The organism is Streptococcus sp. NPS 308, assembly GCF_002355895.1.
In the GTDB taxonomy this organism is placed as follows: Bacteria; Bacillota; Bacilli; order Lactobacillales; family Streptococcaceae; genus Streptococcus.
On record NZ_AP017652.1, the window covers coordinates 880,528 to 903,936 of the forward strand.

General features: G+C 40.2%; 16 protein-coding genes. 12 read left to right on the forward strand and 4 right to left on the reverse strand.

All coding sequences use genetic code 11. From position 1 onward, the window contains the following. The first annotated feature begins 575 nt into the window (after positions 1–575). The 8 genes from SNAG_RS04670 to SNAG_RS04705 all read left to right on the forward strand — a co-directional run bounded on the left by SNAG_RS04670 (position 576) and on the right by SNAG_RS04705 (position 12,804). Positions 576–2,567 carry a DNA methyltransferase gene (locus SNAG_RS04670; RefSeq protein ID WP_000806988.1) on the forward strand — a complete coding sequence of 664 codons (1,992 nt, stop codon included), beginning with the start codon at positions 576–578 and terminating at the stop codon, positions 2,565–2,567. Positions 2,568–2,570: 3 nt separating this feature from the next. Next, entirely contained in the window at positions 2,571–5,180 is a 2,610-nt protein-coding gene (locus SNAG_RS04675) for a DEAD/DEAH box helicase family protein (protein WP_096406987.1), read from the forward strand. 27 nt (positions 5,181–5,207) lie between these two features. Next, positions 5,208–6,689 carry an AAA family ATPase gene (locus SNAG_RS04680; protein WP_000275945.1) on the forward strand — a complete coding sequence of 494 codons (1,482 nt, stop codon included), beginning with the start codon at positions 5,208–5,210 and terminating at the stop codon, positions 6,687–6,689. Positions 6,690–6,782: 93 nt separating this feature from the next. After that, positions 6,783–8,912 (forward strand): Tex family protein, encoded by a 2,130-nt coding sequence (locus SNAG_RS04685; RefSeq protein WP_096406989.1) that lies wholly within the window; start codon positions 6,783–6,785, stop codon positions 8,910–8,912. After that, positions 8,899–9,342, forward strand: a complete 444-nt coding sequence (locus SNAG_RS04690; RefSeq protein ID WP_096406992.1) for a SprT family protein — start codon at positions 8,899–8,901, stop codon at positions 9,340–9,342. Before SNAG_RS04685 ends, SNAG_RS04690 begins: the two co-directional genes overlap by 14 nt. Positions 9,343–9,401: 59 nt before the next feature. Then, positions 9,402–9,674, forward strand: coding sequence for a PspC domain-containing protein (locus tag SNAG_RS04695; RefSeq protein WP_001060204.1), 273 nt, complete (start codon positions 9,402–9,404; stop codon positions 9,672–9,674). 381 nt (positions 9,675–10,055) lie between these two features. Beyond that, complete coding sequence (locus SNAG_RS04700) at positions 10,056–10,814, forward strand: ABC transporter ATP-binding protein (RefSeq protein ID WP_000173369.1); 759 nt, start codon at positions 10,056–10,058, stop codon at positions 10,812–10,814. A 1-nt stretch (position 10,815) separates the two neighbouring features. Continuing rightward, positions 10,816–12,804 (forward strand): ABC transporter permease, encoded by a 1,989-nt coding sequence (locus SNAG_RS04705; protein ID WP_096406994.1) that lies wholly within the window; start codon positions 10,816–10,818, stop codon positions 12,802–12,804. A gap of 40 nt (positions 12,805–12,844) precedes the next feature. Here SNAG_RS04705 and SNAG_RS04710 read toward each other — a convergent pair whose 3' ends face one another. Beyond that, positions 12,845–13,540 carry a VIT1/CCC1 transporter family protein gene (locus SNAG_RS04710; RefSeq protein WP_096406997.1) on the reverse strand — a complete coding sequence of 232 codons (696 nt, stop codon included), beginning with the start codon at positions 13,538–13,540 and terminating at the stop codon, positions 12,845–12,847. Positions 13,541–13,745: 205 nt separating this feature from the next. Between SNAG_RS04710 and SNAG_RS04715 the strand changes: the two genes are divergently transcribed. From SNAG_RS04715 to ftsY, 3 genes are read left to right on the forward strand one after another with little or no spacing between them, the layout of a single operon-like run. Beyond that, positions 13,746–14,537: a Cof-type HAD-IIB family hydrolase gene (locus tag SNAG_RS04715; protein WP_096408846.1), complete on the forward strand. Its 792-nt coding sequence runs from the start codon at positions 13,746–13,748 to the stop codon at positions 14,535–14,537. Beyond that, positions 14,537–15,355: a Cof-type HAD-IIB family hydrolase gene (locus SNAG_RS04720; protein WP_096407000.1), complete on the forward strand. Its 819-nt coding sequence runs from the start codon at positions 14,537–14,539 to the stop codon at positions 15,353–15,355. The genes SNAG_RS04715 and SNAG_RS04720 overlap by 1 nt, the downstream gene beginning before the upstream one ends. Before the next feature lie 3 nt (positions 15,356–15,358). Next, entirely contained in the window at positions 15,359–16,645 is a 1,287-nt protein-coding gene (gene ftsY / locus SNAG_RS04725; protein ID WP_096407002.1) for a signal recognition particle-docking protein FtsY, read from the forward strand. Positions 16,646–16,689: 44 nt separating this feature from the next. Here ftsY and zwf read toward each other — a convergent pair whose 3' ends face one another. The 3 genes from zwf to SNAG_RS04740 all read right to left on the reverse strand — a co-directional run bounded on the left by zwf (position 16,690) and on the right by SNAG_RS04740 (position 21,232). Continuing rightward, positions 16,690–18,177: a glucose-6-phosphate dehydrogenase gene (gene zwf, locus SNAG_RS04730; protein ID WP_096407005.1), complete on the reverse strand. Its 1,488-nt coding sequence runs from the start codon at positions 18,175–18,177 to the stop codon at positions 16,690–16,692. 149 nt (positions 18,178–18,326) lie between these two features. Further along, positions 18,327–19,067, reverse strand: coding sequence for an amino acid ABC transporter ATP-binding protein (locus SNAG_RS04735; RefSeq protein ID WP_096407008.1), 741 nt, complete (start codon positions 19,065–19,067; stop codon positions 18,327–18,329). Continuing rightward, positions 19,067–21,232 carry an ABC transporter substrate-binding protein/permease gene (locus SNAG_RS04740; RefSeq protein ID WP_096407012.1) on the reverse strand — a complete coding sequence of 722 codons (2,166 nt, stop codon included), beginning with the start codon at positions 21,230–21,232 and terminating at the stop codon, positions 19,067–19,069. The genes SNAG_RS04735 and SNAG_RS04740 overlap by 1 nt, the downstream gene beginning before the upstream one ends. Positions 21,233–21,412: 180 nt before the next feature. On the opposite strand from SNAG_RS04740, the gene uvrB reads away from it, so the two are divergent. Further along, positions 21,413–23,401: an excinuclease ABC subunit UvrB gene (uvrB, locus tag SNAG_RS04745; protein WP_096407014.1), complete on the forward strand. Its 1,989-nt coding sequence runs from the start codon at positions 21,413–21,415 to the stop codon at positions 23,399–23,401. Positions 23,402–23,409: the final 8 nt, after the last annotated feature.

A 23,409-nucleotide genomic window follows, 5' to 3' on the forward strand; every position in this document is an offset into this window, starting at 1 on the left:
TATTAATACTCGAGAAGGATTACTCTGTTTGTTAAGGAAATCAAGCTTTTTTTATGTAAGATTTACAGTCTGGAAATAAATCTCCAAATTCGAATTGAAAGAGTATCTTGAGGAGAAAAATCCGATATATGGGCAGACAATGGTGTTTTAGAGTGTGGATTATTGGGGAAAGTATATTACAGGCTAAAAGGTTGATTGCTATCTTCAAAGATTTTACTTCATCTGAATACTCAAGCAGACAAGTGCATCTTAGGAATTTTATCGTTACTTGAATCATGAAACATCTGAAATTTTTTTCATCAACTTGCTTCCATTCTAACTTAAAATTATTAAAAAGAGATAGCTTGATTCTTTCTCTAGTTTTTTGAAGAAATTGGAAGTTCGTAAGCAACAAGAAGATTGTGAGAACTGACTCAAAATATGCTATAATAGAATCAGAAAAATTTGAAAAACCCGAAGGGTACCCTTCCTTTATTATATTCATAATAAAGGAAGGGTACCCTTCCTTTATTATATTCATAATAAAGGAATCCTATCAGTCCTTCGCTAAATTATAACTGAAAGGTAAACTTTATATGAAACAAGAACTGGAACACCTTCTGGCACAAAATGACACCTTTATGGTGGAAGGTGTGATCAATAAGAATAAATTAGCAGTGCTTGCAAGACAATATAATCCTGAACTTCTTAATATCTTGATGAGTGATGAAAAAATCTCTAATCACTTCTTTTCTAAGCTGGAGACAGGTATTCTCGTCTTTAAGAAGGATGTCTTTTTACAGTTTCTCAACAACAAGGAGTTCTTACCAGATAGCTTTACCGCGTATAAAACTAAAATTGGGTTAGCGACAGGTGAGAAGTACCTGTCTGAAAACAATGATGTTGTATTGAATTTTCCATACAAAGATTGCATACTTGAGGGTGGACAGACTAAGGATGATGCTAAACGTCAAGAGATTTTCTTTAACGAAACGCTTGCACCAACGGAAATTAATCGTTTACTGGATGATAAGGTTTTGACCAACTTTAAACGCTATGACGAAACTGGCGAGCATAACGTGGAAGAGATAAAAGATACTGATAATCTTATCATTAAAGGGAATAATCTTATCGCTTTGCATAGTTTGAAAAAACGCTTTGCTGGAAAAGTTAAGTTGATTTATATTGATGTTCCTTACAATACAGGGAATGATAGTTTCAGATATAATGATAGTTTTAATCATTCATCGTGGTTAACTTTTATGAAAAATAGATTAATAATTTCAAAAAAGCTACTGTCAATAGATGGCTTAATATTTGTACAATGCGATGATAATGAACAAGCATACTTAAAAGTTATGATGGATGAGATTTTTGGTAGTGAAAATTTTATAAATTGTATTGCTGTAAAAATGAGTGAAGCAAGTGGTGTAAAAATGAATCACGCTAAATCTAGAATGCCTAAACTAAAAGAATATATTTTATTGTACAAAAAAGAAGGTTTTAGAGAATTCAATGAAATAGATAAGTATCGAGTAGATACTTGGGATAATGAAAATAATATATTTTTGGAGAATTTTTCTATTACTGATAGGCAAAGATTAATAGATATTGAAACTCAGGATGAAAATAGTGATGAAGAAGTGTTTGAAGCTAACGAAATACTTAGAGATGTTATAAAAGTGTCTTTATCTGATAAGATAAAGGAGATGAACTTTAAAGACGAGGATGATAAAAACAATTGGTTGTTTGAAAACAGTTATAGAATCGTCAAAACTGCAGGCTCTTCTGGTTATGCTAAGATTGTTAAGTCTTTAGAAAGTATACCAGACCAACAATTGGCTTCAGCACTGTCTAAGAAAAAAACAATTTTTTATTATATTACAGAATTTAACCGAGAAACGAAGCAACCACGGCTACAAGTTATTTTTGCAGATTCGAATATTTTCAAAAATCCATGCGATTTTTGGCAAGATATAAAAACAACAGGAGCGATAGCAAACGAAGGAGGAGTTCAATTACCTAATGGCAAAAAGCCTGAAAAACTTCTTCAGCGAATAATAAAAATGTCAACAAAGGAATCAGATGTAGTTCTCGACTATCATTTGGGGAGTGGAACAACAGCTGCAGTTGCTCACAAGATGAACCGTCAGTATATTGGTATTGAGCAGATGGATTATATTGAAGAACTAGTTGTTAATCGTCTCAAAAATGTAATTAATGGTGAGCAAACGGGAATCTCAAAAGATGTCAATTGGACTGGTGGTGGAAGTTTTGTCTATGCTGAATTGAAAAACGATGCTCAAGACTTCAAAAATGCCATTATCCAAGCGATAACGACAGAAGAATTATTAGAACTGTTTGAGCTTGCGAAAAAATCTTCCTTCTTATCTTATCGCATTGACCCTAAAAAACTGAAAGCAAATGAATTCGAAAAGCTTTCCTTAGCAGAACAAAAGCAAATTATGTTTGAGATTATTGATAATAACAATCTTTACGTGAATTACTCGGATATTGACGATATTGATTACGGGATTTCCGCTCAAGATAAAAAGCTCAATCATGCTTTCTACGGAAAGGAACAGTAAGCTATGACTTTCATTTACGAAACTTATGATACGGTCAGTCGGTCAGGCTTCAAAAACTTTCGAGTAGATTTGCCAGATTACATTACTAAAAACCTGAAACACTCTTTGCGTCTTTATCAAGAGGAAGCGATTGGACGCTATTTATACTATAAATCAGATGAAAATCGTGCGATTCCAGAGCAAGTCCTCTACAATATGGCGACTGGTTCTGGGAAGACGCTTTTGATGGCGGCGGTTATCTTGGAAAAGTACCAGCAAGGCGAGCGAAACTTCATCTTCTTTGTCAATAACGACAATATTCTTACCAAAACCAAGGATAATTTCTTGGTGAGCTCTTCTGGTAAGTACCTTTTTGCGGACAAGATTGTCATGGACGGGCAAATCGTGACAGTTCGTGAAGTGATGGATTTTTCAGATAGTCGTGAAGATAGTATCAATATCGTTTTCACCACCATCCAAAAACTCCACCAAGACCTGAATTCGCCACGAGAAAATCGTCTGTCTTATGAGCAGTTCAAGGATATTTCTGTTGTCATGTTGGCGGATGAAGCCCATCACTTGAATGCTGGATTGGATACAAACGAGAAAAAAGACAACACTAGCTGGACGTCTACCATTGAAGCTATCCAGAACACCGCTAAAAAATCCAGTATTTTTGAGTTTACGGCAACGATTGACCTAACAAATCCAACCTTAGCTCAAAAGTACGAAAAATCCTTACTTTTCAAATATGATTTGAAGGAATTTCGACTGGATAAATATTCAAAAGATGTTCTCTTTCATCTGGTGGATGGCGAAATCAATAATCGTATGTTGCAGGCTATTATCATCAGCCAATATCGCAAGAAAATAGCGCTAAAAAATGGCATCAATCTGAAACCTTTGGTTATGTTCAAATCGCAGAAGATTGCTGAGAGCCAAGAAAACTTAGATGCTTTTTTAAGCTTGCTCGAAAATCTTACTCCAGCAGATATTCAAGCGCAACGTGAGCTTGTTTCAGAAATGGATGAAAAATCCAGTATCTTAAAAAAAGTGTTTGCTTACTTCGAGACAGTTGGCATTTCTGATGCTGACTTGATTGCAGAGCTTCAGGAAGATTTTCGAAAAGAACGTCTGCTATTAGTGGACGGGAAAAACAAGAACAAAGACAGACTCACTCTCCTCAATACCTTGGAACAACCAACAAATGAAATCCGTGCGATCTTTGCCGTGGATATGCTTAATGAAGGCTGGGACGTTCTCAATCTTTTCGATATCGTCCGTCTTTATGACACCCGTGATGGTAAGACTACAAAAAACGGATTTGTCGCTGGGAAAACCACCAATACCGAGAAGCAGTTGATTGGCCGTGGTGCTCGTTATTATCCTTTTGTGATTGGAGATAATTTTGATGAAAAATACACTCGAAAGTTTGATGAGAATGAAAACAACGAACTTCGAGTGATTGAACAACTTCATTATCATTCTGCGAACAACCCTCGCTATATTTCAGAACTCAAGCAAGTCTTGCGCGAATCTGGGATTTATGATGACCAAAATCTGGAAGAACGTGAGCTCAAACTTAAGGAGTCTTTCAAGAAAACTCGAACCTACACAGATGGCGTCGTTTGGATGAATAAACGCCTCTCTTATGAGCAGCTACTTGAACAACGTCAAGGAAGTCTATTTGATACGAATTTCATCCCCAAATCTTTCGAAGTCAAACTCCCAACCCACGGTGTGCGAGATATTGAGGCATTTGATGAAGGAAATTATGTTTCGGAATCATTAGAGGCGATTACCTTCAAATTCGGCAAAGTTATCAGCAACAATATTGTCAGAACGGCTATCAATCGCAATAAAAAGTTCTCGTTCGATAATCTACAGAGAGCCTTTGTAGGATTGTCAAATGTTGTTGGATTTATCAATATGCTTTCAGATATTGATATGCGAGTGGAGTCTCAGTACAAACTAGTGGAGGATTTAACTCCAGACGATAAACTATACATCACGGAAAAACTTCTCCATCACATTGAAAAAGATTTAATTGCGACCGAAGAGCGATACTTTGGTTCTGAAAAATTTGAACAGTATAAGATCAAAGACTTGTTCGCAGATACTATCCTGCGTAAATACACCATTCAATCTGGTAGCGATAAAGAAATGGGACTATCGCAAAAAGATCCGAATAATAGAATTTATGTCAATTTAGATGCGCTAGATTGGTATGCTTATGATGACAATTATGGAACGAATGAAGAAAAATACTTAATTAAGGCTCTCCAAGATGTCATGGCAGACCTAGAAGAAAAATGGACGGATATTTACTTGCTTCGAAATGAAAAAGCCGTGCGGATTTATAGCTTCGATAAAGGGCGAGCCTTTGAGCCAGACTTTCTGATGTTTGCGAACGACAAGAAGACTGGTAATGCTTCATGGCAGATTTTCATCGAGCCAAAGGGAGCTCAATTAATTGCGACAGATAGCTGGAAAGAAGATTTCTTGCTACAAATCTCTGAGCTAGATGAGGCGAGAACGCTAGTTGATGATGATCGTTATCGTATTGTAGGTTTGCCGTTCTTCAATGAGATGATAAGTAAGGACGAGGTCAAGGAACAACTACGGACACTTTAATACATATCTTGAGTAGGAGATAAGAAAATGTATATTTCTAAAATTAAACTAGTAAACTTTAAGAGTTTTAAAGGAGAGCATGTTATTGAATTCTCGGAAGGTGTAAATTTTTTCGTAGGAAACAATAACTGTGGTAAGACGACAATTTTTAAAGCAATTGAATTCATTCAGAGTGGAAAAAACAAGTTAGATTTTATAACTCAGGGTCATGAGACTGAAAATATATCTGTCGAACTTGAATTCAAAGGTGCAGATCTCAGTGAAATAGTTAATGATGAAAATCTAAATCTTAATAAATACAGTGACTATGTAATCGACAACGAAGATGGTACGTATAGTCTTAGGGTTTTAAGGTCGTCTCAGGAATGTGAAGTAACGCAAGGCAAAAAAACAGTTTCTTTAGATATCTCAAAAGTAAGGATTTATAATCCAAATTCAACCGAGGAAGATGATATAAAGAGGTTTGAAAACCCCACAGGTATTGATAAAACGATTACTGCGTTATTTGATGCTCAGTTTGTATATTCGGATATAAGGAATGAAGATTATCAAGATTTTGGTAAGACCAAAATAATAGGTAAAATAATTAATGACATAACAAAAGATTTTCAAAAAGGCGATACCTGGAGAGAATTTCAAGATGCTCATAACAAAACTTTTGGAGATGAAGGGTTGGGTAGAATTCTTGAAGGAATTGCGACTAAAATTTCCTCCGTGTTGAGAGAGCAGTATGGAGATGGTGAGGTACAATTTAATTTTGGATTGCCTGAAATTGATAATTTCTTTAAGACGGGTAGTCTTCTTCTTTCGGATAATGGTATTTCAACTTCTGTTTCAGAAAAAGGTACTGGAATGCAACGGGCATTAGCTTTAAGCTTAATTCAAGTTTATGCTGGTGTGCTTGATAATGAAGAGGAAACATTATCTAAGCCAATTATGTTTTTTATTGATGAGCCTGAGACATTTTTACATCCTAAAGCTCAAGATAAACTTATCGATTCACTCAATAAAATTTCTGAAAAGTATCAAGTTTTTATTACGACTCATTCTCCTTACCTGTTAAAAAAGTTTGATTGTAGAACTCAGCAAATCAATATTTTTTCCAAGAATGGCGACGGGGTAAATTTTGTATCGGATAAGCGGGAATTAAATTTATTCGGAACCACCTCACCGACAATAGGAGAAATAAACTACATTGCTTTTGGAGTAAACAGCGTGGAATTTCACAATGAACTATATGGATTTATCCAAGCAAAAGCTATTGATGAGGATGAAAAAAATTACTCCGAGAAAGGATTCGAAAAATGGCTTGTAGGTAAAGGTGTAGCTCAAGATAAAGACTATCATCGTTTATTAAAAAACGGGGATACTCAACAAGAGCAAAAAACTCTTCCAACCTTAATTCGCAACATCATACATCATCCAGAAAATCAAAATAACAGCTATACTACAGAAGAGCTGGAAGAATCAACAGAATTACTTTTGAATATTTTACGTGATTTAGTGTAAAATACACAGGATGTCTTGATATAGATGTCCTTTTTTGGTTTATGGAAATATTATCATTTTGGACTGCTGTTTGCTCTGTGGTATAATAGATTCATGGATAAAAAATATGAAAAAATCTCCCAAGATTTGGGAGTAACCTTAAAGCAAATCGATACCATTCTAAGTTTGACGGCTGAGGGGGCGACAATTCCCTTCATCGCGCGTTATCGCAAGGACATGACTGGTAGTCTGGATGAGGTGGCGATTAAGGCCATTATCGACTTGGATAAAAGTCTGACAAATCTCAACGACCGTAAAGAAGCTGTCTTAGCTAAGATTCAAGAACAAGGCAAACTAACCAAGGAATTGGAAGCAGCTATTTTGGCAGCTGAAAAATTAGCAGACGTAGAAGAACTCTATCTTCCTTATAAGGAAAAACGTCGGACCAAGGCAACCATTGCCCGTGAAGCTGGACTCTTTCCTCTTGCTCGCTTGATTTTGCAAAACGTAGATGGCTTAGAGAAAGAAGCTGAGAAGTTTGTCTGTGAAGGATTTGCGACTGGTCAAGAAGCCTTGGCTGGTGCGGTTGATATCTTGGTCGAAGCCTTATCGGAAGATGTGACTTTGCGTTCACTGACCTATCAGGAAGTGTTGAGACACTCTAAAATCACTTCACAAGTCAAGGATGAAAATCTTGATGAAAAGCAAGTTTTCCAGATTTATTATGATTTTTCAGAGACAGTTGGTAATATGCAGGGCTATCGAACCTTAGCCCTCAATCGTGGGGAAAAATTAGGCATCTTGAAAGTCGGCTTTGAACATGCGACGGATCGTATTCTAGCTTCCTTCGCTGCCCGGTTCAAGGTGAAAAATGCCTATATAGATGAAGTTGTTCAACAGTCAGTTAAGAAAAAGGTCTTGCCTGCTATCGAGCGCCGTATTCGGACAGAATTAACCGAGAAGGCAGAAGAAGGAGCAATTCAACTCTTTTCGGATAATCTGCGCAATCTCCTCTTGGTTGCTCCACTGAAAGGGCGCGTGGTTCTAGGCTTTGACCCTGCCTTTCGTACAGGTGCCAAGCTGGCTGTCGTCGATGCGACGGGGAAAATGCTGACGACCCAAGTCATCTATCCTGTTAAACCAGCTTCAGCTCGTCAAATCGAAGAAGCCAAGCGAGACTTGACCGACCTGATTGGCCAGTATGGCGTAGAAATTATTGCCATTGGAAATGGGACGGCCAGTCGTGAAAGTGAAGCCTTTGTAGCGGAAGTTCTGAAAGATTTTCCTGAGGTCAGCTATGTCATCGTCAATGAAAGTGGCGCTTCCGTATACTCTGCCAGTGAACTTGCTCGTCAGGAGTTTCCAGAATTAACCGTTGAAAAACGCTCGGCTATTTCTATCGCCCGTCGTTTGCAAGATCCGCTTGCCGAATTGGTCAAAATTGATCCCAAGTCAATCGGTGTCGGGCAATACCAGCACGATGTCAGTCAGAAGAAACTGTCTGAAAGTCTGGACTTTGTCGTGGATACCGTAGTTAACCAGGTCGGTGTCAATGTCAATACAGCCAGCCCAGCACTTCTTTCCCACGTAGCTGGACTCAATAAAACTATCTCTGAAAATATCGTCAAATACCGTGAAGAAGAAGGAAAAATCACTTCACGCTCTCAAATTAAGAAAGTTCCTCGTCTCGGTGCCAAAGCCTTTGAGCAAGCTGCTGGTTTCCTCCGTATTCCTGAAAGTAGCAATATCCTTGATAATACAGGAGTTCATCCAGAGAACTATGCTGCCGTCAAAGAGCTTTTCAAACGCTTGGATATCAAAGACTTGAATGAAGAGGCACAAAGTAAGCTTAAGTCCCTTTCAGTTAAGGAGATGGCACAGGAACTGAATCTCGGCCCAGAAACCCTTAAAGATATCATTGCCGACCTTCTTAAACCAGGTCGAGATTTCCGGGACTCCTTTGATGCACCTGTGCTTCGCCAAGATGTCTTGGATATCAAGGATTTAAAAGTCGGCCAGAAGCTGGAAGGTGTGGTGCGTAATGTCGTTGATTTCGGTGCATTCGTTGATATTGGGATTCACGAAGACGGCCTCATTCATATTTCCCACATGAGTCGCAAATTTATCAAACATCCTAGTCAAGTGGTGTCTGTTGGAGATTTGGTAACGGTTTGGGTTAAGAAAATCGATACCGAGCGTGAAAAAGTTAATCTGTCGCTCTTAGCTCCAGATGAAACTGACTAAGTACGTTCAGTCTGTTTCCCTCGAAGACTTTGGTATACCTTTTATACACCAAGCCCGGTGGAATTCTCGTCTGCGAACGACAGGTGGGCGATTTTTCCCTAAGGATGGGCATTTGGATTTTAATCCCAAGGTCTATAATGAACTTGGTTTGGAGGTTTTTCGGAAAATCGTGCGCCATGAACTCTGTCACTATCACCTTTATTTTCAGAAAAAGGGTTATCGACATAAGGACCGAGATTTCAAGGAACTTTTGAAAGAAGTGGATGGACTACGCTTTGTCCCCCCTTTGAAAGACCAAAACACCTACCTAGTCTATCAGTGTCAATCCTGTCAGCAAACTTATCAGCGCAAGCGTAGGATTGATACCAAACGCTATCGTTGTGGCGTCTGCCGTGGTAAACTCGTCATCTTAAATCGGCCTAAGGACTGATGTTTGTGAACCTGTTTCATGCTATACTACTTGTAAGAATACCGAAAGAGGAACAAATCATGAATAATAAATTTTATAAAATGAAACGAAATAGTATGGTATCGGGAGTTTTAGCTGGTCTATCAGACAAGTGGAATTTTGATGTGACTCTAGTCCGCTTTCTCTTTGCTATTTTTACCATATCAAATTTTGGGATTGGCGTGATTATCTACATCATCCTAGCCTCTATCCTGCCAACTAAGGAAGAAATCGAAGCAGAAATGTATGGAACAGGACCACGCAAACGCAAGGAAGCCGAAGCCATTGATGACAATGATGGACGGTTTTGGTGAGTTGGATTTTGAAATAGTTTACAGACACTTTCCTTATTTCTCAAAGAAGTCAGAAAAAGAAGTGAACCCTTAACCCTTGCATCCGCAAGGGTTTTCTTCTTGCCTTTCTTTTATGGTAAAATATTGATAGCGAAATTGCTTGATATTCTTCAATCTTACAAAAATGTAAGATTAAAGTCTCTTTTGTAAGGTTAGGTTATGGCAGGCTACCTTTTTTTGCGATAAACTAGACTCATAAAGAACAAAGGAGCAAAACCATGAAAAGAATTTTACAAAAGAAAACAAGAAAACCAAGTCAAAAAGATATCGAGCGTGTTCAACTAGGATGCGCTATGATGCAAGCACAGTTTCAATTGATGGGATATTAAGAAGGGGAAAATCATGACACTTTTAGATGTAAAACACGTTCAAAAAATCTACAAAACACGTTTCCAAGGCAACCAAGTTGAGGCCCTCAAGGATATTCACTTTACCGTAGAGAAGGGTGACTACGTTGCCATCATGGGTGAGTCTGGTTCTGGGAAATCAACCCTGCTCAACATCCTAGCTATGCTGGATAAACCAACTCGAGGTCAGGTTTACTTAAACGGAACAGACACAGCCACTATTAAAAATTCACAGGCTTCGAGTTTCCGTCGTGAGAAGTTGGGATTTGTCTTTCAGGACTTTAACTTGCTAGATACCCTGTCTGTTAAGGACAATATCTTGCTTCCGCTAGTGTTATCTCGAAAACCCATCACAGAGATGATGAAGAAATTGGTAGTGACAGCTGAAAATTTGGGCATCAACCAATTGCAAGAGAAGTACCCTTACGAGATCTCAGGTGGTCAAAAGCAGCGGGTAGCAGTAGCACGCGCCATCATCACTGAACCTGAAATTCTCCTTGCGGATGAGCCAACAGGGGCACTTGACTCCAAGTCATCTGCAGCTCTTCTAGATGTTTTTGATGAAATCAATGAGCGAGGGCAAACCATTCTCATGGTAACCCACTCAACGGCAGCAGCCAGCAGGGCCAAGCGAGTTCTCTTTATCAAGGACGGCATTCTTTACAACCAAATCTACCGTGGAGACAAGACAGAGCGTCAAATGTTCCAAGAAATCTCTGATACTTTGACTGTTATGGCAAGCGAGGTGAATTAGTATGTTCCGATTAACCAATAAGTTAGCGGTATCTAATTTGATTAAAAACCGCAAACTCTACTATCCCTTTGCCCTTGCTGTTCTCTTAGCAGTGACCATCACCTATCTCTTTTACTCACTGTCACTTAATCCTAACATTGGCAAGATCCGAGGGGGAGAAACTATCTCTATGACCCTTGCTCTCGGAATGGTGGTTGTTACCATCGCTTCTGGAATTATTGTCCTTTATGCCAATAGTTTTGTCATGAAGAACCGCTCCAAGGAGCTGGGTGTATATGGTATGCTGGGTCTTGAAAAGCGCCATTTAATCAGTATGGTTTTTAAGGAGCTTCTTATTTTTGGTTCCTTAACCTTGACAGCTGGTCTCGGCCTAGGAGCTCTCTTTGATAAGCTAATCTTTGCCCTTCTTCTGAAGTTGATGAAGATGAAAGTGGAGCTCGTTTCGACTTTCCAACCAATTGTCTTTATCCTAGTTCTCATCGTCTTTGGAGCTATCTTCCTAGGTCTGATTTTTATCAATGCCTTTCGCATCGCACGCATGAATGCCCTTCAACTCTCTCGTGAAAAGGCCAGTGGTGAGAAAAAAGGACGTTTCTTAGGTCTTCAAACTATACTAGGTTTGATTAGTATGGGAGCGGGTTACTACCTAGCAGTAACAGTTGAAAATCCACTTTCTGCTGTTCTTATTTTCTTCGTAGCAGTCTTGTTGGTAATCTTTGGCACTTACCTCTTGTTTAATGCAGGGATTACAGTATTTCTGCAAATCTTGAAGAAAAACAAGCGTTACTATTACCAACCCAACAACATGATTTCCGTATCCAATCTCATTTTCCGTATGAAGAAAAATGCGGTTGGTCTGGCAACGATTGCTATTCTCTCAACCATGGTCTTGGTGACTATGTCTGCTGCAACGAGTATCTTTAAGGCATCAGAAAACTTCAAGAAGGTCATGAATCCACATGATTTTGGGATTACAGGACAGAATGTTGGAAAAGAAGACATCGAAAAACTCTTGAACCAGTATGCTAGTGATAAAGGATTGACTGTCACAAAGAAAGAAGTCCTTACATACAGTAACTTTGGTGTAGCAAATCAAGAAGGTACGAAATTGACAATCTTTGAGAAAGGTCAAAATCGTGTTCAACCGAAAACTATTTTTATGGTCTTTGACCAAAAAGACTACGAGAATATGACAGGACAGAAACTTGCACTTTCGGGTAAGGAAGTTGGATTGTTTGCTCAAAACAAGCAACTTCAAGGTCAAAAAGAACTGACTCTGAATGACCAGACTTACACAATTAAAGAAGAAATCAAAAAAGATTTTATTCTTGAACATGTCCCAAATCAGTACAATATTCTAACTTCGGACTATAACTATCTGGTTGTTCCTGACTTACAAGCCTTTCTTGACCAGCATCCTAACTCTTCCATCTTTAATCAATACTATGGTGGTATGAATGTAACGGCTAGTGAGGACGAGCAGCTTAAAATTGCAGATGAATATTCAAAATTCGTCAACAACTTTAATAGAGAATTAAACAAAGAAGGAAGCTATGTTTACGGAAGCAATCTGGCTGATAGTAGTGCGCAGATGAGTGCTCTCTTTGGTGGAGTCTTCTTCATCGGTATCTTCCTCTCTATCATCTTTATGGTGGGAACGGTTCTCGTCATCTACTACAAACAAATCTCTGAAGGATATGAAGACCGTGAACGCTTTATCATTTTGCAAAAAGTCGGTCTCGATCAAAAGCAAATCAAGCAAACTATCAACAAACAGGTCCTAACTGTTTTCTTCCTCCCATTGCTCTTTGCCTTCCTACACCTTGCCTTTGCCTATCATATGCTTAGCCTCATCCTAAAAGTCATTGGGGTGCTAGATGCGACCATGATGTTGACTGTCACTTTATCCATCTGTGCTATCTTCCTCATCGTCTATGTCTTAATCTTTATGATTACCTCAAGAAGCTATCGCAAGATTGTGCAAATGTAAAAAAAAGATACCTCGATATTCATCGAGGTATTTCTTTATCTTAAATGCTGAAGAGTTGTCCAAACAGGTAAGTCACTCCCATGGTGAGAAGTCCGATACAGAGGTTACGGATCATAGCAGTTTTCGTAGGTGCCTTGCCTAGTTTAGCACTGGTATAGCCAGTGACGAGAAGGGAAAGGGCAACGATAAAAACAGTAGCAGGAATGCGATAATCACTTGGAAAGACAGTGATCGAAAGCATGGGAGGAAGACTTCCCAGTACAAAGGCGATAAAGCTAGAGATTGCAGCATGCCAAGGATTGGTAAATTCTTCGTACTCGATACCGTATTTTTCCTCAACCAAGGCTTTGAGTGGATTCTTTAAAAAGGCCTTGTTGGTCAAGAGTTGGGCTGACGTTTCACACTCACCATTTTGAAGGTAAGCAGCATAGAGGGATTGTTTTGCAGATTCGATGTCCTTATCCAAGAGCAACTGTTCTCTAGCGACAGCGGCTTCTTCCGTGTCTTTCTGAGTCGATACAGAGACATATTCGCCACCTGCCATAGAAAAAGCACCAGCGAGGATAGCGGCCAATCCTGATAGAAAGATAATCCAGATATTGCTTGTCGCACTGGCAACACCGATAACGACTCCAGCGATGGAAATAATCCCATCATTGGCTCCCAGAACACCTGCGCGTAGGATATTGAGTCGGCCTGCAAAGTTTGCATCAATTTCATGTTTTATTTCTGTCATAGTCATCTCCTTTCTTTTCATTATAGAGAAAAGAGTAGGGGAAAACAATCTTTTTAAACTATCTGAAAAAAGTTCTACGATTCTAATTTTTAGGCCTTTTGAAGTTTCTCCGAAAAAGTAGTGCTATCCTACTGTACTGGACCTTTTTAAACTTATCTATGGTATAATAGAAGATAGATTTATCAATTGGAGTATGAAGGATTTTATGATTAAACTTGTAGCAACCGATATGGATGGAACCTTTCTAGACGGAGAGGGTCGGTTTGATATGGAACGCCTCAAAAACTTGCTTGTTTCCTACAAGGAGAGGGGAATTTATTTTGCTGTGGCCTCGGGTCGTGGCATCTTATCCCTTAAAAAGCTATTTGCTGATGTGCGTGATGAAGTGATTTTTATAGCTGAAAATGGGAGCTATGTTGAGTTTCATGGGGAGGATATGTATGAGGCTACTATGCCTCGGGATTTTTACTTGAGCACTTTTGAAGCTTTAAAGAAATCACCTTATTTTAACGAAAGAAAAATGCTTCTGACAGGGAAAAAAGCTTGTTATGTATTGGAAACAGTGGATGAGACTTATCTAAAGTTAAGTAGTCACTACAATGAAAACATTCAAAAAGTAGCACGTTTGGAAGATATCACGGATGAGATTTTTAAATTCACTACTAACTTTACTGAAGAAACGATAGAAGCTGGAGAGGCCTGGGTCAACGAAAATGTTCCTGGTGTGAAAGCCATGACAACAGGTTTTGAATCCATCGATATTGTCTTGGACTATGTTGATAAGGGTGTGGCTATTGTTGAGCTGGCAAAAAAACTTGGTCTCACCATGGATCAGGTTATGGCGTTTGGCGATAATCTCAATGACCTTCACATGATGCAGGTTGTTGGACATCCAATCGCTCCTGAAAATGCGAGACCAGAGATTTTAGAATTAGCAGAAGCAGTGATTGGCCACCATAAGGACCAATCAGTGATGACTTATATGGAGGGCTTGTAATGGCAGATATTAAATTGATTGCACTCGATTTAGATGGAACCTTGCTGACAACGGATAAAAAGCTGACAGATCGTACCAAGGAGGTCCTCAAAGCTGCGCGTGATCGTGGCATCAAGGTCGTTCTGACAACAGGTCGTCCTTTGAAGGCTATGGATTTCTTTCTCCATGAGCTAGGGACTGACGGTCAAGAGGATGAGTACACCATCACCTTTAATGGTGGTCTGGTACAGAAAAATACTGGAGAGATTCTCGATAAAACCGTCTTTTCAATCGACGATGTGGCACGTTTGTACGAGGAAACTGAAAAACTCGGACTTCCGTTAGATGCTATTTCAGAAGGAACAGTCTATCAAATCCAGTCGGACCAAGAAAGTCTCTATGCTAAGTTCAACCCAGCCTTGACTTTCGTACCTGTCGCTTTTGAAGATCTATCTAGTCAGATGACATATAATAAATGTGTGACCGCCTTTGCCCAAGAACCTTTGGATGCAGCGATTCAACAGATTTCTCCAGAATTGTTTGACCAATACGAAATCTTCAAATCGCGTGAACTCTTATTGGAATGGTCGCCAAAAAAAGTCCACAAGGCAACAGGTTTAGCGAAATTAATTAAACACTTAGGAATCGACCAAAGCCAAGTCATGGCTTGTGGGGACGAGGCCAATGACCTTTCTATGATTGAGTGGGCAGGTCTGGGAGTTGCCATGCAAAATGCAGTTCCAGCGGTTAAGGAAGTTGCCAATGTGATTACCCCCATGACCAACGACGAGGAAGCCGTTGCCTGGGCTATCGAAGAATACGTGCTAAAGGAGAACTAGAATATGGGATTATTTGACCGTCTATTCGGAAAAAAAGAAGAGCCGAAAATTGAAGATGTTGTAAAAGAAGCTCTGGAAAATCTTGATTTGTCAGAAGAAGTTGAAGAAAACCAAACGGCAGTCGAAGAGACAGCGACGGACAAAGTGGAAGAAACACCTGCTCAAGAAGAAACCCCACAGATCTCGACAGAAGAAGTTATTGAACCAGAAGCAGTCGAGGAAACTGCTCAGGAAGAGCTTGAGCTAGAATCTGATGAACTGGAACGATTCCAAGAGTCAGAAAAAATTCTAGAAGAAGAGAACCAAGAAACTGTAGAAGAGCCTGCATCTGAAGTAGTAGAAGACGAACTTCCTCAGGTTGAAGAAACCGTTCAGGAAAAATATGACCGCAGTCTCAAGAAAACGCGTACGGGATTCGGTGCTCGTTTGAATGCCTTCTTTGCCAACTTCCGTTCAGTCGATGAAGAATTCTTCGAGGAATTGGAAGAACTGCTCATCATGAGTGACGTCGGTGTGCAAGTCGCTTCCAACTTAACAGAAGAACTACGCTATGAAGCTAAACTCGAAAACGCTAAGAAGCCAGACGCACTTCGTCGTGTCATTATCGAGAAATTGGTTGAACTCTATGAGAAGGATGGCAACTACGATGAAAGTATCCACTTCCAAGATGGTTTGACAGTCATGCTCTTTGTCGGAGTCAATGGTGTTGGGAAAACAACTTCTATCGGGAAATTGGCTCATCGCTACAAACAAGCTGGAAAAAAAGTCATGTTGGTTGCGGCAGATACCTTCCGTGCGGGTGCTGTGGCCCAGCTAGCAGAATGGGGTCGACGTGTGGCTGTTCCTGTTGTGACGGGACCTGAAAAGGCTGATCCAGCAAGTGTGGTATTTGATGGGATGGAACGTGCTGTAGCAGAAGGGATTGATATTCTCATGATTGATACAGCAGGTCGTCTGCAAAACAAGGACAACCTCATGGCTGAGTTGGAAAAGATTGGTCGTATTATCAAACGTGTCGTACCAGACGCGCCACATGAAACCTTCCTGGCACTCGATGCTTCAACTGGACAAAATGCCTTGGTGCAAGCTAAAGAATTTTCTAAAATCACTCCTGTTACCGGTATTGTATTGACTAAGATTGATGGAACTGCCCGAGGTGGTGTTGTTCTGGCTATCCGCGAAGAACTCAATATCCCTGTAAAATTGATTGGTTTCGGTGAAAAAATCGATGATATCGGTGAATTCAACTCCGAAAACTTTATGAAAGGTCTCTTAGAGGGCTTGATTTAATACAAAATAAATATCCTGCAAGTCAATCTTGCAGGATATTTTTGTTATTCTAAACGACCTTCTTCACGATAGGCGATATCTGGTTGCCAGGTCCATTTGGCTCCATACTTCTCAAGTAAGTCAAAGCTAGCTTGTGGTCCCATGCTTCCAGCTTTATAGTCATGAAGTGGGGCACTATTTTCAGCCCAGAGCTTTTCGATACGGTCAATCAATTTCCACGAAGCACTTACCTCATCCCAGTGGCTAAAATTGGTTGAGTTGTTATTCAAGACATCGTAGATTAATTTCTCGTATGGGTCTGGTGAGGCTCCAGTAGCAGTAGCATCTGTACGGTAATCCAGAGAGCTTGGTGCCAGGTTAAATTCTTCACCGACTTGCTTCCCATTGAGGCTGAGAGAGAATCCTTCAGTTGGTTGGATATAGATGGTCAAGATATTTGGCGCTAACGGTTCTCCAAAGATAGAGTCCATTTGCTTAAAGACGATATTGACATGAGTCCCTTTTTCAGTCAGACGTTTCCCTGTACGGAAGAAGAAGGGAACACCACGGAAACGATCGCTGTCTACAAAGAAGGCGCCAGATGCGAAAGTTTCTGTTGTAGATTCAGGATCGACGTTTGGCTCGCTACGATAGGAAATGTATTTCATGCCATCGATTTTACCAGAGCGATATTGACCACGGATAAACTGTTCCTTCAATTCTTCCTCAGTTGGATGATAGAGGTTTTTAAAGACCTTTATCTTTTCAGCACGAATCTCATCCTTTGTAAAGCTAGCTGGTTTGTCCATGGCTAGAAGAGAGAGGAGTTGAAGAGTATGATTTTGCACCATATCACGAAGGGCACCAGATTGATCATAGTAGCCACCGCGTTCTTCTACACCCAAGCGTTCCGCAAAGGTAATCTGAACATTATCGATGTGTTCGCGATTCCAAACATTCTCAAAGATCATGTTGGCAAAACGAACAGCAAAGATACTCTGAATCATCTCTTTACCTAGGTAATGGTCAATACGGTAGATTTGCTCCTCATCAAAGGCTGCAAGGAGATCTTCATTGAGTTTGCTAGCTGTTTCGTAGTCTGTACCAAATGGTTTCTCAACGATCAAGCGCTCAAAACCTTTGCCATCAACAATGTTTTCAGATTTGAGGTGCTTGGCAATAGTTCCAAAGAACTGAGGTGCCATAGACAAGAAGAAGAGCTTATTGTGTTCAGCTTGGTATTTTTCGTTAAGCTCAGCTTGTAATTGGCGCAAAGCAATGTAATGTTCCGTATCGTTCACATCATGGCTTTGATAGTAGAAGTGGCTAGCAAATTCTTGGGCTTGCTCGGTACTATCTGCCAAATCAAGGATGGATTCGACAACTACAGATTCAAAATATTCCTTACTCCAAGGTCTACGAGCTGTTCCGATAACAGCAAAATGCTCAGAGAGATTGCCTGATTTATAGAGTCTGAAAAGGGAAGGGTAGAGTTTGCGTTTAGCTAAATCTCCACTCGCACCGAAAATTGTAACAATAACCTTTGATGACATCTAGCTACCTAATTTCTATATTTTTTCCTAGTTGGACTAGGGATGAGATTTCCTCATTATCATAGTTTTTATTTTATCATAATTTTCAAAAAAAACAAAAAATCCAATACGCAATTAAAAAACTGTAAGGAGAACCTTACAGTTTTGTTTTATACATTTAAGACCTTGTCTAAAAATTCTTTTAGACGAGGGTGTTGCGGATTATCAAAGATTTGATCTGGTGTCCCATCTTCCAGGAATTCACCATCAGCCGTAAAGATAACACGGTTGGCTACCTGACGAGCAAATCCCATCTCATGGGTTACGATAATCATGGTCATGCCTTGCTCTGCTAATTCCTTCATAACGTTTAGTACATCTCCGACCATCTCAGGATCAAGAGCGGAAGTTGGCTCATCAAAGAGCATGATATCAGGATTCATGGCAAGTCCACGAGCGATAGCTACACGCTGTTTCTGACCACCTGATAGGCTATCTGGGTTAGCATTAGCTTTGTCTGCAAGACCGACTTTCTCCAGCAACTCCATCCCCAATTTTTCAGCTTCTTCTTTTATCATTCGTTTGTGTTCAATAGGTGCAAAAGTGATATTTTCTAGGACGGACATGTGAGGAAAGAGGTTGAAATGTTGGAAGACCATTCCCACGTTTTCACGAACATGGTCGACATTGGTTGACTTTTCAGTCAAATCATAACCATTCACAGTGATGTGACCACTCGTTACCTCCTCGAGAAGGTTAAGGCTACGGAGGAAAGTGGATTTACCAGAACCAGAAGGACCGATGATACAGACAACATCTCCTTCATAGAATTTAGTCGTAATGCCTTTTAAAACTTCGTTTTTTCCATAATACTTATGCAAATCATTTACATCAATTTTTAGTTTTGCCATTAACGAATCCTCTTTTCTAAGCGTTTCGCTAGTCTAGTCAAAAGCGTGATAATTACAAGATAGAAGATAGCAAGGATTGCATACATCTTGAAACTTTGGTAGTTACGGGCGATGATGATCTTACCAGTTTGGAAAAGTTCCACCAAACCGATAGCAGATACGATGGTTGTATCTTTAAGAGCGATAACGAATTGGTTGACAAAGTTTGGCAACATCAATTTAGTCGCTTGTGGCAAGATAATCTTACGCATGGTTTTTCCATAAGAGATACCAAGACTGCGGCTGGCCTCCATTTGTCCAACTGGAACAGCTTGAATCCCGCCTCGAACAATTTCAGCGATATAAGCTGCCGCATTAAGTGAGAGGGCGATAGTACCAGCTACAAAGTCATTGATTGGACTTTGTTGGCCTGTAATGGACTCGATGAAGTTTGGAATTCCCCAGAAGATGAAGGCTGCAAGAATCATCAATGGAATTCCTCGAATAACATCAACGAAAATCTCAGAGATTAGACGAAGAGATTTGTATGGACTAACGCTAAACATACCGAAGATAATCCCGATGACAATGGCAATTGCAAATGAAATAAGCGCTAGAGCAAGAGTGATTCCAAGTCCACTAAGAAGTTGTTTGTAGTTGTTTTGAAGCAAGCCCCAGATAGTAGTTTCGTCAACCGTACTTGTAGAGTTAGTTGAAGTTTCGCTAGCTAGATACTTGTCAAGAATCTTTTGGAATTCTCCGTTAGCTTTGAGGTTCGCAAGTCCATTATTGAACATCTGGATCAATTCAGGGTTTGTTCCTTTTTTAACCGCAAAGGCGGTTTCACCGATTGGAGTTCCAGCGATTGGTGTTTTCAATTTTTGACCTTGGCTGATAGAATATTTGAGAACAGGCTCGTCATCCATCACGGCATCGATAGATCCAGTGTTCAGACTGTCATACATAGATGCGCCATCTGCAAAGGTTTTAATCTTATAACCGTATTTGCTTTGGTTCTCAGTAAGGAAGGTTTGAGAGGCAGTTCCGTTTTTAACACCGACAGTTTTATCCTTGAGGTCTTCATAAGAAGCAATTGTGCTTGATTCTTTCACACCGAGAATCGTATTTGCTGTGTAGTATGATTCTGAGAAGTCAAAGGTTTCCTTACGGGCATCTGTTACAGACATACCAGCAATGATACCATCTGCTTGTCCTGCTTGAACAGCACTGATTGCTGCGTCAAATCCTGGGTTGGTAATTTCAATTTCAAAACCTTGATCTTTGGCAATGGCCTTGATGAGGTCCATATCAATACCAGTGTATTGATTGCTTGAATTTTGAAAGACGAATGGGGCGAAAGATGAGTCGCTGGCAATAATGTACTTGCTCTTCACTGGAGTAGCTTTTTGTCCAGCAGCAGTAGTTGTCGTTGGGGTTGCCGTAGTTGTAGAAGCTGTCCATTTTTGGATGATTTGCTCCAAGCTACCATCCTTCTTCATTTGTGCTAGAGCTTCGTTAAACTCGGTAACCAAGTGTTCATACTTGCTACCTTTCTTGACACCAAAGGCAAAGCTTCCAACAGCCTCACCATCCATATTGATGCTGAGATCTTGTCCTTGGTTAATCGCATACTCAATAACAGGTTTGTCATCCATGATGGCATTTACAGCACCAGCACTTAGACTGTTATTCATCAAATCACCTGTATCAAAGGTTTTAATAGAGAAACCGTATTTATCTTTGATACTTTCGAGGAAACGTTGAGCGGCAGTTCCGTTCTTAACTCCAACTGTTTTGCCGCTAAGATCCTCATATTTGGTGATTTTATTTGCCTTTGTGGTAGCAATGACAACTTTTGTATCATAATAAGTATCAGACATGGTAAAGACATTTTCACGTTCTTTTGTTTTTGTCATACCTGCCATAATAGCATCTGCTTGACCTGACTGCACCGCATTTACAGCTGCATCAAAGCCAGGATAAGACATTTGGATGTTCCATCCTTTGATTTCTGCGACTTTATTGATAATATCAACATCAATCCCTTTATAGGTTTGATCTGAATCTTTAAACTCAAAAGGTGCGTAAGCTGTATCAGACACAATCTTAACAGTATCAGCTTTTGCCATACCTAGTGAGAAAATGGGAAATAAAATGAGCAAACATGCTAGTATTTTTTTCTTCATTTTTAGTCTCCTTTTCCGAATATTTTCCCATTATATCAGAAAATGAATGAAAAGGCAAATTTTATGGATTTTATGTGAGAAAATGTAACATAGAACCCTCGCTCTTACCAACCTAGAGAAGAGTCTGAAAAGTAAATTTATGGTAAAATAGAAGGATAGAAAAATGCAGATGAGGCACTTATGATTAATAGAATTACAGATAATACATTTAAACTAGTATCAAAATACGAACCTTCAGGAGATCAACCCCAAGCGATTGAGCAGTTGGTTGACAATATCGAAGGTGGAGAGAAGGCCCAAATTTTGATGGGGGCGACGGGTACAGGGAAGACCTATACCATGAGTCAGGTCATTTCCAAAGTCAATAAACCAACTTTGGTCATTGCCCATAACAAAACCCTAGCTGGTCAGCTCTATGGGGAGTTTAAGGAATTTTTCCCTGAAAATGCTGTTGAGTACTTCGTATCCTACTATGATTATTACCAACCCGAGGCCTATGTTCCTTCGAGTGATACCTATATTGAGAAGGATAGCTCAGTCAATGACGAGATTGACAAGCTCCGTCACTCAGCGACTTCAGCCCTTCTGGAGCGCAATGATGTCATCGTCGTAGCTTCAGTCTCTTGTATCTATGGTTTGGGTTCGCCAAAGGAATATTCTGATAGTGTTGTTAGTCTTCGTCCAGGTCTGGAGATTTCTCGTGATAAACTCTTGAATGACTTGGTGGATATTCAGTTTGAACGCAATGATATTGATTTCCAACGGGGAAGATTTCGTGTGCGTGGGGATGTAGTGGAGATTTTCCCAGCTTCCCGAGATGAACACGCTTTTCGAGTAGAGTTTTTCGGGGATGAGATTGACCGTATCCGTGAAGTTGAGGCTTTGACAGGTCAGGTATTGGGAGAAGTCGATCATTTGGCGATTTTCCCTGCTACTCACTTCGTAACCAATGACGACCACATGGAGGTTGCGATTGCCAAGATTCAGGCGGAGTTGGAGGAGCAGTTAGCTGTCTTTGAGAAGGAAGGCAAACTGCTAGAAGCCCAGCGTTTGAAACAGAGGACAGAGTATGATATTGAGATGCTACGTGAGATGGGCTATACCAATGGTGTCGAAAACTACTCTCGTCATATGGATGGTCGAAGCGAGGGAGAGCCTCCTTATACGCTTCTCGACTTTTTCCCAGATGATTTCTTGATCATGATTGATGAAAGTCACATGACCATGGGGCAGATCAAGGGTATGTACAATGGAGACCGTTCGCGTAAGGAAATGTTAGTAAATTATGGCTTTCGTTTACCGTCAGCCTTGGACAATCGTCCTCTCCGTCGTGAAGAGTTTGAAAGCCATGTGCACCAGATTGTTTACGTTTCAGCAACACCAGGCGACTATGAAAATGAACAGACCGAGACAGTGATTGAGCAAATCATTCGTCCGACAGGGCTTCTAGACCCAGAGGTGGAAGTTCGTCCGACTATGGGACAGATTGATGACCTCCTAGGTGAAATCAATGCTCGTGTTGAGAAGAATGAACGGACCTTTATCACAACCTTGACCAAGAAGATGGCAGAAGACTTGACCGACTACTTCAAAGAAATGGGCATCAAGGTCAAGTATATGCACTCGGATATCAAGACCTTGGAACGGACAGAGATTATCCGCGACCTACGCTTGGGTGTTTTTGATGTCTTGGTCGGAATCAATTTGCTCCGTGAAGGGATTGACGTACCCGAAGTAAGTTTGGTTGCTATTCTAGATGCTGACAAGGAAGGTTTCCTTCGTAACGAACGTGGCCTCATCCAGACCATTGGACGTGCTGCCCGTAACAGCGAAGGACATGTCATCATGTATGCGGACACGATGACTCAGTCTATGCAACGTGCTATCGATGAAACGGCCCGTCGTCGGAAAATCCAGATGGCTTATAATGAAGAACATGGTATCGTTCCACAAACCATCAAGAAAGAAATCCGTGATCTTATTGCCGTGACTAAAGCTGTTGCCAAGGAAGAGGATAAGGAAGTCGATATCAATAGCCTCAACAAACAAGAACGCAAGGAACTCGTCAAAAAACTGGAAAAACAAATGCAAGAAGCCGTCGAAGTGCTTGACTTTGAACTGGCAGCTCAGATACGCGATATGATGTTGGAAGTCAAGGCGTTGGGGTAGTGAAGGAG

Coding starts and splice junctions, on each gene's coding strand:
- SNAG_RS04670 (WP_000806988.1), top strand. CDS start 576: ATGAAACAAGAACTGGAACACCTTCTGGCACAAAATGACACCTTTATG.
- SNAG_RS04675 (WP_096406987.1), top strand. CDS start 2,571: ATGACTTTCATTTACGAAACTTATGATACGGTCAGTCGGTCAGGCTTC.
- SNAG_RS04680 (WP_000275945.1), top strand. CDS start 5,208: ATGTATATTTCTAAAATTAAACTAGTAAACTTTAAGAGTTTTAAAGGA.
- SNAG_RS04685 (WP_096406989.1), top strand. CDS start 6,783: ATGGATAAAAAATATGAAAAAATCTCCCAAGATTTGGGAGTAACCTTA.
- SNAG_RS04690 (WP_096406992.1), top strand. CDS start 8,899: ATGAAACTGACTAAGTACGTTCAGTCTGTTTCCCTCGAAGACTTTGGT.
- SNAG_RS04695 (WP_001060204.1), top strand. CDS start 9,402: ATGAATAATAAATTTTATAAAATGAAACGAAATAGTATGGTATCGGGA.
- SNAG_RS04700 (WP_000173369.1), top strand. CDS start 10,056: ATGACACTTTTAGATGTAAAACACGTTCAAAAAATCTACAAAACACGT.
- SNAG_RS04705 (WP_096406994.1), top strand. CDS start 10,816: ATGTTCCGATTAACCAATAAGTTAGCGGTATCTAATTTGATTAAAAAC.
- SNAG_RS04710 (WP_096406997.1), bottom strand. CDS start 13,540: ATGACAGAAATAAAACATGAAATTGATGCAAACTTTGCAGGCCGACTC.
- SNAG_RS04715 (WP_096408846.1), top strand. CDS start 13,746: ATGATTAAACTTGTAGCAACCGATATGGATGGAACCTTTCTAGACGGA.
- SNAG_RS04720 (WP_096407000.1), top strand. CDS start 14,537: ATGGCAGATATTAAATTGATTGCACTCGATTTAGATGGAACCTTGCTG.
- ftsY (WP_096407002.1), top strand. CDS start 15,359: ATGGGATTATTTGACCGTCTATTCGGAAAAAAAGAAGAGCCGAAAATT.
- zwf (WP_096407005.1), bottom strand. CDS start 18,177: ATGTCATCAAAGGTTATTGTTACAATTTTCGGTGCGAGTGGAGATTTA.
- SNAG_RS04735 (WP_096407008.1), bottom strand. CDS start 19,067: ATGGCAAAACTAAAAATTGATGTAAATGATTTGCATAAGTATTATGGA.
- SNAG_RS04740 (WP_096407012.1), bottom strand. CDS start 21,232: ATGAAGAAAAAAATACTAGCATGTTTGCTCATTTTATTTCCCATTTTC.
- uvrB (WP_096407014.1), top strand. CDS start 21,413: ATGATTAATAGAATTACAGATAATACATTTAAACTAGTATCAAAATAC.